Origin of the sequence: Janthinobacterium salmonicoloratum (assembly GCF_051380845.1) — a bacterium.
In the GTDB taxonomy this organism is placed as follows: Bacteria; Pseudomonadota; Gammaproteobacteria; order Burkholderiales; family Burkholderiaceae_D; genus Janthinobacterium; species Janthinobacterium lividum_F.
In genome coordinates this window covers 2,605,619-2,617,545 of sequence record NZ_JBNYXV010000001.1, presented here as the reverse complement: position 1 = coordinate 2,617,545, position 11,927 = coordinate 2,605,619, and the positions used below count along the sequence as shown (strand labels likewise).

The 11,927-nt window shown below is 63.5% G+C and carries 10 protein-coding genes; 9 read left to right on the top strand and 1 reads right to left on the bottom strand.

All coding sequences use genetic code 11. The features are described from left to right. The first annotated feature begins 37 nt into the window (after window positions 1-37). The 6 genes from dnaJ (at window position 38) to ACQ4WY_RS12075 (ending at window position 5,798) form a co-directional block, all read left to right on the top strand. The gene (dnaJ, locus tag ACQ4WY_RS12100; protein ID WP_219115251.1) at window positions 38-1,171 is read left to right on the top strand and encodes a molecular chaperone DnaJ; all 1,134 of its coding nucleotides are present in this window, start codon (window positions 38-40) and stop codon (window positions 1,169-1,171) included. Window positions 1,172-1,306: 135 nt separating this feature from the next. Further along, window positions 1,307-1,978 carry a carbonate dehydratase gene (gene can / locus ACQ4WY_RS12095; protein ID WP_225242737.1) on the top strand — a complete coding sequence of 224 codons (672 nt, stop codon included), beginning with the start codon at window positions 1,307-1,309 and terminating at the stop codon, window positions 1,976-1,978. Window positions 1,979-2,139: 161 nt separating this feature from the next. After that, window positions 2,140-3,024: a TauD/TfdA dioxygenase family protein gene (locus tag ACQ4WY_RS12090; RefSeq protein ID WP_436504186.1), complete on the top strand. Its 885-nt coding sequence runs from the start codon at window positions 2,140-2,142 to the stop codon at window positions 3,022-3,024. Between the two features lie 32 nt (window positions 3,025-3,056). Continuing rightward, window positions 3,057-4,082 (top strand): ABC transporter substrate-binding protein, encoded by a 1,026-nt coding sequence (locus tag ACQ4WY_RS12085; RefSeq protein WP_436504185.1) that lies wholly within the window; start codon window positions 3,057-3,059, stop codon window positions 4,080-4,082. Between the two features lies 1 nt (window position 4,083). Continuing rightward, complete coding sequence (locus ACQ4WY_RS12080; RefSeq protein WP_353659790.1) at window positions 4,084-4,929, top strand: ABC transporter ATP-binding protein; 846 nt, start codon at window positions 4,084-4,086, stop codon at window positions 4,927-4,929. Continuing rightward, window positions 4,926-5,798, top strand: coding sequence for an ABC transporter permease (locus ACQ4WY_RS12075; RefSeq protein WP_436504183.1), 873 nt, complete (start codon window positions 4,926-4,928; stop codon window positions 5,796-5,798). Before ACQ4WY_RS12080 ends, ACQ4WY_RS12075 begins: the two co-directional genes overlap by 4 nt. Here ACQ4WY_RS12075 and ACQ4WY_RS12070 read toward each other — a convergent pair whose 3' ends face one another. Beyond that, window positions 5,799-6,692 carry an HTH-type transcriptional regulator ArgP gene (locus ACQ4WY_RS12070; RefSeq protein WP_436504182.1) on the bottom strand — a complete coding sequence of 298 codons (894 nt, stop codon included), beginning with the start codon at window positions 6,690-6,692 and terminating at the stop codon, window positions 5,799-5,801. A gap of 138 nt (window positions 6,693-6,830) precedes the next feature. Here ACQ4WY_RS12070 and ACQ4WY_RS12065 point away from each other — a divergent pair, with 138 nt between their 5' ends. The 3 genes from ACQ4WY_RS12065 to ACQ4WY_RS12055 all read left to right on the top strand — a co-directional run bounded on the left by ACQ4WY_RS12065 (window position 6,831) and on the right by ACQ4WY_RS12055 (window position 11,880). After that, entirely contained in the window at window positions 6,831-9,263 is a 2,433-nt protein-coding gene (locus ACQ4WY_RS12065) for a penicillin-binding protein 1A (protein WP_436504181.1), read from the top strand. 4 nt (window positions 9,264-9,267) lie between these two features. Beyond that, window positions 9,268-9,891, top strand: a complete 624-nt coding sequence (locus ACQ4WY_RS12060; RefSeq protein WP_070254674.1) for a trimeric intracellular cation channel family protein — start codon at window positions 9,268-9,270, stop codon at window positions 9,889-9,891. A gap of 96 nt (window positions 9,892-9,987) precedes the next feature. Further along, entirely contained in the window at window positions 9,988-11,880 is a 1,893-nt protein-coding gene (locus ACQ4WY_RS12055; protein ID WP_436504179.1) for a beta-propeller domain-containing protein, read from the top strand. Window positions 11,881-11,927 lie beyond the last annotated feature (47 nt).

Genomic DNA, 11,927 nt, shown 5'->3' with positions numbered 1-11,927 from the left:
TTTTACATCAGTAGATAGACTGCAAGGTGCCGACAACATGGCAAAGCGTGATTTTTACGAGACACTCGGTGTCGCAAAAAATGCTTCGGAAGAAGAGATCAAAAAGTCTTACCGTAAACTGGCGATGAAATACCATCCGGACCGCAATCCGGATAGCAAGGAATCGGAAGAAAAGTTTAAGGAAGTCAAAGAAGCCTACGAGATGCTGACCAATCCGGAAAAGCGCGATGCGTATGACCGTTATGGTCACGCTGGCGTGGACCCGAACATGGGCGGCGGTGGCGGCTTCGGCGGCGGTGCTGGCGGCTTTGCCGACAGCTTCGGCGATATCTTCGGCGACATCTTTGGCGGTGGCGGCGGACGCAGCCGCAATGCGGGTCCACAGGTGTACCGTGGCGCCGACTTGCGCTACAACCTGGAAATTACACTGGAGCAAGCTGCTCACGGCTTCGACACGACCATCCGCGTGCCGAGCTGGGACAAGTGCGACACGTGCCACGGCAGCGGCGCCAAGCCGGGCACCTCGCCGACCACTTGCGGTACTTGCGGTGGCCACGGCCAGGTGCGCATGCAGCAAGGTTTCTTCAGCATCCAGCAAACCTGCCCGAAATGCCATGGCAGCGGCAAGGTCATCACCGACCCGTGCACGCCATGCGGCGGCGCCGGTCGCATCAAGCGCAACAAGACCCTGGAAGTGAAAATTCCAGTCGGTATCGACAACGGCATGCGTATCCGTTCGTCCGGCAACGGCGAACCGGGCACGAATGGCGGCCCGGCGGGCGACCTGTATGTGGAAATCCACATCAAGCCGCACGCCGTGTTCCAGCGCGAAGGCGACGACCTGCATTGCGAAATGCCGATTTCGTTCACCAAGGCGGCCCTGGGCGGCGAAATCGAAGTGCCTACCCTGAACGGCAAAGTGTCGTTCACGATCCCGGAAGGCACCCAGTCGGGTAAAACCTTCCGCCTGAAAGGCAAGGGCATCAAGGGCGTGCGCTCCGGTTACGCGGGCGACCTGTTCTGCCACGTGGCGATCGAAACACCGGTGAAACTGACGGAAAAACAGAAAGACCTGCTGCGCGACTTTGAAAAGTCGACCACCGAGGGCGGTGCCAAGCACAGTCCGCAAAGCAAGACCTGGAAAGACAAGGTCAAGGATTTTTTTGAGTAAGCACACGTAATACCAGGCGCCGGGATGCTTAAACATCCCGGCGTTTTTTTCACTAAGACTGAGAAATTGCGCACATCGCCGGCCTATGGGCGCGATCTGCCGCCAATTTAGTCGTACTTACACAATGGGAGCGATATGACCGAACAGAAAAATGGCCCGGCCCTGGCGGAACTGCTGCAGCGTAACCGCCGCTGGGCCGACTCGATGGTGGCGAAAGACCCGAATTTCTTCAAGAACCTGGAAGCGCAAACGTCGCCTGAATACCTGTGGATCGGCTGTTCCGACAGCCGTGTGCCTGCCAACGAACTGCTGGGCATGGCGCCTGGCGACGTGTTTGTGCACCGTAATATTGCCAACGTGGTCGTGCATTCCGACCTCAATTGCCTGTCCGTCCTGCAATTTGCCGTGGACGTGCTGAAAGTCAAACATGTCATCATCGTCGGCCATTATGGCTGCAAGGGCGTGCATGCGGCCATGACGGGCACGCGTATCGGCCTGGTCGACAACTGGCTGCGCCACGTGCAGGACGTGGGGCAGAAGCATGAGCGCTATCTGGGCGACGTGCTGACCAGCCGCCAGCGCGGCGACCGCCTGTGCGAACTGAACGTGGTCGAACAAGTCTTGAACGTGTGCCAGACCACCGTCGTGCAAGATGCGTGGGAACGGGGCCAGGAACTCAGTGTCCATGGCTGGGTCTATGGCTTGAAGGATGGTTTGCTGAACGACCTGGAAGTGACCGTCACGGCCGGCCACGAACTGGCGCCGCGCATGGCGACCCGCCTGGCTCGCTACGAAGCAACGGCGTAATCGGCGCAGCCAGGTTTTTGCCTGGGAGATATCTTAGCAAGGGCCAGCGCGCTGTTGCTGCGTGGCGCAACGCGCCGCGCATATCCATATAGTAAATGCTTCGTTTGCAAGCAGGGCCGGCCGGCATACAGTGGACTTCCCCAGACTCTTGGCGAATTCCCATGTCGGCCGTCCTGAAACCCGTGCAATCCACCAGCCAGTTCCGTATCGAGACTTTCGATGCGCCGCTCGGCGCACAAGTGCTGGGGCTGGACCTGGCGCAGCCACTGTCGCTGGGCGATTTCCAGCGCCTGCACCACGCCCACCTCGACCATCACGTGCTGGTGTTCCGCGACCAGCGCATCACGCCGCAGCAGCAAGTCGATTTCAGCCGCCGCTTCGGCCCGTTGCAAATCCACGTGCTGCGCCAGTTCCAGCTGCCCACGCAGGCGGAAGTGCTGATCATCTCGAACATCGTCGAAGATGGCCAGCCCATCGGCTTGGGCGACGCGGGCCATTTCTGGCATTCCGATTTGTCGTACAAGGAAGTGCCCAGCCTCGGCTCCATGCTGCACGCGCAAGAGTTGCCGCAGGATGGAGGCGATACCGTGTTTGCGAATATGCACCTGGCCTGGGAAAGCTTGCCGGCCGCGCTGCGCCACGCCGTGCGCGGCGCCCGTGCCGAGCACAGCTACCTCAGCCAGTATGAGGAATTGCGCCGTCGCAATCCCTGGCGGCCCGCCTTGACGCAAGCGCAGATCGATGAAGTCAAACCCGTCACGCATCCCGTGGTGCGCGTGCACCCGGAAACGGGACGGCGCGCCCTGTTCGTCAGCGAGCATTTCACCACGCGCGTCGTCGGCTTGCCTGACGATGAAAGCCGTTCCCTGCTCGACGAACTGTTTTCCCACAGCGTGCGCCCGGAGCACCTGTATCGGCACCGCTGGCAGCCGCATGACCTGGTGTTCTGGGATAACCGCTCCCTGATGCACCTGGCGACGGGGTGTCCGCCCGACCAGCGCCGCAAGTTGTATCGCACCACTATTGAGGGCGATGCGCCGTACTGACTTTGACTGTTGATCTGACCCAAGGAGTGTCCATGTTGCCGATCTTTACCTTTGCCCGCCGCCGCCTGCTCGCCGCCATCGCCATGCTGTGTTTGACAGGCATGGCGATGCCCATGGCCCGGGCCGAAGGACAGATCCGCATCGCGGGCCAGCATGGCATCACCTTCTTGCTGCTCAATATTGCGCAGGAACAAAAGCTGATTGAAAAGCATGGCAAGCAGCAGGGCGTCGATGTGAAAGTCGAGTGGATCACCCTGTCCGGCGGTCCTGCCATCAATGACGCTTTGTTGTCGGGCAATATCGATATCGCAGGGGCCGGCCTGGGGCCGCTGTTGACCATCTGGGACCGCACGAAAGGCCGGCAGAACGTGCGCGGCGTGGCGTCCTTGGGCAATTTCCCCTACTACTTGATCAGCAACAACCCCAAGGTGAAAACCCTGGCGGACTTGACGGACAAGGACCGCATCGCCTTGCCCGCCGTGTCTGTCTCCGTGCAGGCGCGCATCTTGCAAATGGCGGTGGCGAAGCAGTGGGGCGACAAGGAATTTGCCCGCCTCGATAAAATCACGCAAACCCTGCCGCACCCGGACGCGGCCGCCGCCATCATCGCCGGCGGCACGGAGCTCAGTGGCCACTTCGGCAACTCGCCTTTCCAGGAGCAGGAACTGGCGCAAAACCCGAACGCCCACATCATCCTGAACTCGTATGACGTGCAAGGCGGGCCCAGTTCATCGACCCTGCTGTATGCGACGGAAAAATACCGCAAGGATAATCCGAAGACCTATCGCGCCTTCATCGCCGCGCTGGCGGAAGCGGCGCAGTATGCGAGCAGCAATCCGCAAGGCGCGGCCGACATCTATATCAAGGTGAATAAAAGCAAGGTGGACCGCAATTTGCTGCTGAAAATCTTTGCCAACCCGCAAGTGCAATTCAAGATCGCGCCGCAAAACACCTATGGCCTGGCGCAATTCCTGCACCGCGTGAGCGCCATCCGCAACCTGCCCGACAGCTGGCGCGATTATTTCTTTGATGACCCTGCCATCACGCAAGGAGGCTGACATGAACGCACCCGCCTTTCACCTGGTACGTCCTCCGGTTGCGCTACAGCCACTGCTCAGCGTCAAGAATGTCAGCCTGGAGTACCGCACGGAGCAGCGCACCGTGCGCGCCACGCATGACGTCAGTTTCGACGTGTTCCGCGGCGACCGTTTCGTGCTGCTGGGGCCATCGGGCTGCGGCAAGTCGTCACTGCTGAAAGCCGTGGCCGGCTTCATCGCTCCGCGCGCTGGCAGCATCGCCATGCAGGGGCAGCCCATTCATAGACCGGGGCCGGACAGGGTCGTCGTGTTCCAAGAGTTCGACCAGTTGCCGCCGTGGAAAACGGTGCTGGAAAACGTCATGTTCCCCTTGCTGGCCAGCAAGCGGCTGGACAAGGTGGCGGCCCGCGAGCGCGCCCATCACTGGATCGCCAAGGTGGGCCTGGCCGGCTTTGAGGATGCCCATCCGCATACCTTGTCGGGCGGCATGAAGCAGCGGGTAGCCATCGCCCGTGCGCTGGCCATGCAGCCGGAAGTGCTGCTGATGGACGAGCCGTTTGCCGCCCTCGATGCCTTGACGCGGCGCAAGATGCAGGAAGAGCTGAGCCGCTTGTGGGAAGAGCTGCGTTTTACGCTCGTGTTCGTCACGCATTCGATCGAGGAAGCCTTGGTCGTGGGCAACCGCATTCTGCTGCTGTCGCCGCATCCGGGCAGGGTGCGCGCCGAATTGAACAGTCATCAGTTCGGCTTGCACAGCGCCGGCAGCGCGGAATTCCAGGCGGCCAGCAGCCGCATCCACGGCTTGCTGTTCGATGAGGACGTTGTTCCTGTTCCGCACGCAGGCAGCGCGCAACGGGAGGCCGTATGAGCGCGCTGCTGGAACCGCCGATCCGCCAGGAGTTCGTGTATGCGGCGCCACCGCCGGCCGGCGTCACCGTCGAACGGCCGCTGTCGCGCTGGCAGCGCTTGAGCCAGCACGCCTTGTGGCGCAAGGTCTTGATTTTACTCAGCCTGGCCCTGCTGTGGGAAGGCGCGGCGCGCTGGACGCAGAACGATATATTGCTGCCCAGCTTTCTGCAGACGGCGCAGGCGTTTATCGGCGGCATCGCCAGCGGTGAATTGCTCACGCGTACAGCCGCGTCCCTGGTCGTCTTGCTGCAGGGCTATGCGGTGGGCGTGCTGGCCGCCTTCGTGCTGACCTTGCTGGCAGTGTCCAGCCGCCTCGGGCGCGACGTGCTGGAAACCCTGACGGCCATGTTGAATCCCTTGCCGGCGATTGCCCTGCTTCCGCTGGCCCTGCTGTGGTTCGGCCTGGGCCGCGCCAGCCTGATCTTCGTCATCGTCCATTCCGTGATGTGGCCGCTGGCACTGAACACGTATGCGGGTTTCCAGGGCGTACCGGAAACCCTGCGCATGGCGGGCCGCAATTACGGGCTGAACGGCTTGCGCCTGGTGCTGCACATCCTCGTGCCGGGCGCCTTGCCCTCCATCGTCTCGGGCTTGAAGATCGGCTGGGCGTTTGCCTGGCGCACGCTGATCGCGGCCGAGCTGGTATTTGGCACCACATCGGGGCAGGGCGGTCTGGGCTGGTATATCTTCCAGAACCGCAACGAGCTGTACACGGATAAGGTGTTCGCCGGCCTGGCGGCCGTCATCGTCATCGGGCTGCTGGTGGAAAACATTGGCTTTCGCAGCCTGGAGCGCGTCACCCTGAGGCGCTGGGGCATGCAGCGGTAACTACTTCAGCATGCTGCGCGCCGCCCTGATGATTTGCCGCGACAGCTGCTCCATGCGCGGCGACTGCACCTTCCACGTGTGCCAGTACAGTGCCACGTCGGCCGGGCTCTTCGGCGTGAGCATTTCCACCAGCTCGCCATCCGTATTCGCTTTCAGCAGCAGCTCGGGCACCATGCCGTAGCCGAGGCCGTAGCGGATGGCGTTGAAGTGCGAGGTGGCGCCCGGCACGTAATGGCAGGGGTAGGCTCCCTCGGGCAATCCCAGCGCCTGTTGCAGGAACGACGATTGCAAGGTGTCCTTGCGCGTGTAGGCGACGACGGGCGCCGTGCGCGCCGCCTTGCGCGTCAGCCCGTGCGGGAACCACTGCTGGCGGAACGCGGGCGTGGCCACCAGCCAGTAGCGCATCACGCCCAGCGGCTCGGCCGTGCAGCCGCGCATGGGCTTGGGCTCCGTGCTGATGCAGCCGATAGCCATGCCCGTCTCCAGCAAGGTGTACGTGTGGTCCTGGTCTTCCACGGTCAGGTCCAGCAGCACCCTTTCGCGTATCAGCACCTCCGACAGGGCCGGAAAAAACCAGGTGCCCATCGAGTCCGCGTTCAGCGCCAGCACCAGGGTCAGCGGGGCATCCTGCTGCACCGCCAGCTCCGCCTGCAAGTCCGCTTCCAGCAGCTTGGCGCGCTTCAGGTACTGCATCAGGCGCTGGCCCATGCGCGTGGCGCGCGCGGGACGGCTGCGCACGATCAGCGCATTGCCCAGCTGACTTTCCAGCGCCCGCACCCGCTGCGAAATGGCGGGCGACGTCAGGTGCAGCCGCAGTGCCGCCTGCTCGAAGCTGCCCGTTTCGACGACGGCGCGGAACGCTTCCGTGTGCTTGGGATTGAGATCCATGGTCATTGCCTTGCATAAGAAAAATTTATCAATACTAAATAATACTTACTTTTGATAAGGATGGGTGTGGTGCAGTGCACAATGCCTCTTTGATGGAGTGCCGCATACCCGTATGCGGCCTCCTGGCAGCAAGGAAATACCACCATGGAAGCACAAGCGAACGACAACACCACCCGCAAGCCCCAGTCGAAGCTGGCGCGCAATCTGAAGTTCGGCCTGGGATTGACCCTGGGCCTGGGCCTGGCCGGCGCGCTGGCGGGCGGCTGGTGGCTGCGCCAGGCGTGGCAGGACTTGCCAGCCGTCGAGCATCTGGCGCAGTACAAGCCTGCGCTGCCGCTGCGCATTTTTTCCAGCGAAGGCGAACTGCTGGCCGAATACGGCGAAGAGCGTCGCGAATTTTTGCCCTTGAAAGACATCCCGCTGCGCATGCGCCAGGCCTTGCTGGCCATCGAGGATGCGCGTTTCTACGAACACGGCGCCGTCGATTTCTATGGCTTGACGCGCGCCACGCTCGCCAACGTCGTCACGGGTCACCACGCGCAGGGCGCCAGCACCATCACCATGCAGGTGGCGCGCGACTTTTTCCTGTCGCGCGAAAAGACCGTGCAGCGCAAGCTGACGGAGATGCTGCTCGCCTACAAGCTGGAACAGCACTACGGCAAGGACAAGCTGCTGGAACTGTATATGAACCAGATTTATCTGGGCGAACGTTCCTACGGTTTTTCCGCCGCCTCGAACATTTATTTTGACAAGCCCCTGGCCGAGGTCAGCATCGCCGAAGCGGCCATGCTGGCCGGCTTGCCGAAAGCGCCGTCGGCCTATAACCCCGTCGCCAATCCGCAACGCGCCACCGTGCGCCAGCACTACATCCTGCAGCGCATGCGCGAACTCGGCTACATCACGCCGGCCGAATACGACGCCGCCGTGGCGGAAAAACTGGCCCTGAACAAGGACCGCAACAGCTCCGTGCACGCGGCCGCGTATGCGGTCGAGGAGGCGCGCCAACTGATCCTGCAAAGCTATCCCGAAGGCGCCTACAGCATGGGCCTGGACGTAACGACCACCATTCGCATGGCGCCGCAAATCGCGGCCGACAAGTCGCTGCGCGATGGGCTATTGAATGCACAGGCGCGGCGCGGCTATCGTGGCCCGGAAGCGCGCCTGGCCGCCTCCGAAGACAGCGTGGCGCGCCAGCTGGCCGCCTATCCGGACAGCGGAGAAGTGCGCGCCGCCCTGGTGCGCAAAGTCGAGACGAGCGGCAAGCGCCAGGTGACGGCGCAGTTGCGCAATGGCTACGAAATCGTGCTGATGGCATCGGACGCCCGCCTGGGCGGCAAGCTGCAATGGGATGGCAAGCGCGCCATCGTCGAGGGCAGCGTGATTCGCGTAGTGCAGGACGCGGCAAGGAAGCGTTGGCTGGTGAGCCAGCTGCCCGAGATGGAAGGCGCGCTTATTTCCGTCGAGGCGAACAGCGGTGAAATCGTCGCCATGGCGGGCGGCTTCGATTTCTACCGCAACCACTACAACCACGCCATGCAGGCCTACCGCCAGCCCGGTTCCAGCTTCAAGCCCTTCGTGTATTCGGCGGCGCTGGAAAAGGGATATTTCCCCGGCACGGCCGTGGACGATACGCAGCGCTTGCTGCTGCCGCAGGAAACGGGCGCGCAGCCGTGGCGTCCGCGCAATTACGGCAACAATTATGAAGGCTTCATCAGCGTGCGGCGCGGCCTCGTGCGCTCGAAAAACCTCGTGGCCGTCAGCCTGATGCAGGCGGCCGGTCCCGGCTACGTGCAGCACTACGCCACGCGCTTCGGCTTCGAGGGCGCGCGCAATCCCGTCTCCCTGCCGCTGGCGCTGGGCGCGGGCGCCGTCACGCCGCTGCAGCTGGCGCAATCATATGCCGTCTTCGCCAATGGCGGCATGCAGATGCCGCCAAAGCTGATCAAGGAAGTGCGCAGCCGCAGCGGCGCGGTGCTGTTCAGCGATGCGGCGCCACGCGCCAAGGGCGACCCGGCGCCAGGCACGCAAGTCATCTCCACGCGCAACGCCTACGTCATGGACAGCATGCTGCGCGACGTCGTCAAGAGCGGCACGGGACGCGGCGCGCTGGCGCTGGGACGCGGCGACGCGGCCGGCAAGACGGGGACATCGAATAACGCGTATGACGCCTGGTTCGCCGGCTATTCCTCGGGCCTTGTGTCCGTCGTCTGGCTCGGTTACGACCAGCCGAAAAGCCTGGGCAACGCCACGGGGGGGACTCTGGCGTTGCCCGTCTGGCGCGACTACATGCAAGTGGCCGTGCAGGGCCGCCGCGAACAGGTGCTGGCCGAACCGCCAGGCCTGGCCTTGCTCGACGGCGACTACGTGTATGCCGAGTACCTGGCCGGCGACTGCCTGAAGGATAACTTTGCCTTTATCCACAGCAGTGTCAGCTGCGGCAGTGGCGCTGCCGATACGCGCATGGCGCACGGTGAAGCTGGCGGCGATGGCGGCTCCAGCACGGGCACGAGCGAGGCGCGCACCTTGAGCGAAGCGCGCGAACGCGAACAAATTCTCAAATCATTTTCGGAAGAATAAGAGCATGCTGTTATATACGATTTACCTGGTGGCGATCGTCGCCGAAGCGATGTCCGGCGCCATCATGGGCATGCGGCGCGGCATGGATTTGTTCGGCATCTGCATGATCGGCACCGTCACGGCGCTCGGTGGCGGCACCGTGCGTGACGTGCTGCTGGGGCACTATCCGCTGGGCTGGATCGCGCATCCCGAATACCTGCTGTTTACCATCGGTGCGGCTGTCGTCACGGCTTTTGTCGCACGCTACCTGCACCATCTGCGCGCCATCTTCCTGCTGGTCGACGGACTGGGGCTCGTGGCGTTTTGCGTGATCGGCTGCGACATCGCCATGTCGGCCAAGATGCATCCGGCCATCGTCGTGCTGGCGGGGATGATCACGGGCGTCTTCGGCGGCCTGCTGCGCGATATCCTGTGCAACCAGATTCCCCTCGTGCTGCAGCGCGAAGTGTATGCCACCGTTGCCCTGTTTACGGGCAGCCTGTATGTGGGCCTGCTGTATTTCAAGGTCGACAGCTCTGTGGCGCAGCTGGCGTCCATCGGCGCCGGCTTCCTGTTCCGTTTCCTGGCCCTGCACTTTGAGTGGCGCCTGCCGAATTTCAATGGTGACCGCATACGTGGTTTTGAGTAAGGCAGTAGCCGCGTGAATATTTTTACGCGCCTTTAACCCCTTTTTCTGCGCCGCTGCGTTTCATGCTTGACACCCCAGCCAACCGGAGAAGAAGCGATGTCCAGCGCCCTCAAGATCACCCTGATACTGTCCCTGCTGCTGTCGGCAGGCTGCCATGCCGCCGGCACGGCGCCGCGCAAGACCCTGGCGCCGTTCGCCAGCGAGCAGGCCTTGAGCAGCTACCTGCAGCAGTTGCAGGCGCGCCAGGCGGCCCTGCAAAGGGAGCAGCAGAAACTGCAGCGCGCTACGGCGCAGTATTCGGCGCAGTACACGGCGGCGGCGCCGCCGGCCCCTGCTGAGCCGATGGTGGCGAAAGCCGCACCGGCAGCTTCGGCAGAAGCGGCGGAATCCGTCACCAATGTGCAGACGGCGGGCGTGGACGAAGGCGGCATCGTCAAGCTGCATGGCAAGCACCTGGTGATGCTCAGACGCGGCAAGCTGTTTACCGTGCAGGTGGATGGCAAGGCCTTGAAGCCCGTCGCGGTGCTAGACGCATTCGCGCCGGGCAGCGATCCGTCGGGCAGCTGGTATGACGAGATGCTGATCGACGGCGACACGGTGGTGGTCATCGGCTACAGCTACAGCCGTGGCGGCACGGAGATCGGCCTGTTCGACATCGATGCGAACGGCAAGCTGGCCTACCGCGCCACGTATCACTTGCGCTCCAACGATTACTATTCGTCGCGCAATTACGCCAGCCGGCTGATCGGCAGCAAACTGGTGTTCTATTCGCCCCTGTCGCTGAACTTGCACCGGGGTGACCCCTTTGGCGGCTTCCCGGCGCTGCGCCGCTGGCGTCACGATACGGTGCCGTCCGACTTCAAGCGCATCGCCCCTGCCACGCGCATTTACCGCACCGATGAAGAGCCCGAACCGGGCGCCGGCCTGACCCTGCATACGGTCACCGTGTGCGACCTGGCGCAGCGCGACATGCGCTGCGAAGCGACCGCCGTGATGGGGCCGCAGGGCCGCGTATTTTATGTGTCGGGCGAATCCGTTTTCGTGTGGACGACGCGCCGGGGCCGCGACTCGGGCGTGTTCCGCATTCCCCTCGATGGTTCGGCGCCCAGCGCCCTGAAGGTGGCGGGCGCGCCCGTCGACCAGTTTTCGTTCCTGGAAAGCGTGGATGGCCACCTGAACGTCTTGCTGCGCGCCGAAGGCCAGGGCGACGCCATGTGGGATGGCGCGCGGGGCCGCGGCGACATGGCCTTGCTGCGCGTGCCATTGACGTCGTTTTCCGATGGCCGCGACAGTGCGCCCGCCAGCAGCTACAAGCCGCTGCCCGGTGGCGGCGGCTACGGTCTGCAGAACCGCTATGTGGGGTCCTATCTGTTGTACGGCAATCCGGGCAATGGCGGCCGGCGGCAGGCGGACCAGGCCTGGCCGCGCCAGCCCCTGTATGCCGTGCGCTGGGCCGATGCGGGCAGCGTGCAAGCCTTGTCCCTGCCGCACGGCGTGGAGCGCATCGAGGCGCTGGGCAATGATGCCGTGGTGATCGGCGCGCAGGGCAAGGATCTGCACTTCAGCAGCATCCGCCTGGGGGCACAGGCGGCGATTGCCACGCGCTACATCCGCGCCGATGCGGCGCAGGGCGAGTCGCGCAGCCACGGCTTTTTCTACAAGCCACAAACGGCCAGCGAGGGCATGATCGGGCTGCCCATCCTGGGCGCGGACGAGCGGCCTGGCCTCAACAAGTCAGCCGCATCCGTGCTCTATCTGCGTAACAGCGGCTTGCAGTTGACGGAGCTGGGCGCGCTGGCGGCGCGGCCTGGCCCGGCGCCGGACGACGGCTGCCGCGCTTCCTGTGTGGACTGGTATGGCAATGCGCGGCCCCTGTTCCTGCAGGGCCGGGTCTTCGCCCTGCTCGGCTATGAAGTGGTGGAAGGGGCGCTCAAGGAGGGGCAGATCCGCGAAGTGCGCCGCGTCAGTTATGCACCTGCCGCACGCTGAAGGAGCATGTAAATTGTCGCTGCCGCGTAGTTCGGCTACACTGGTCC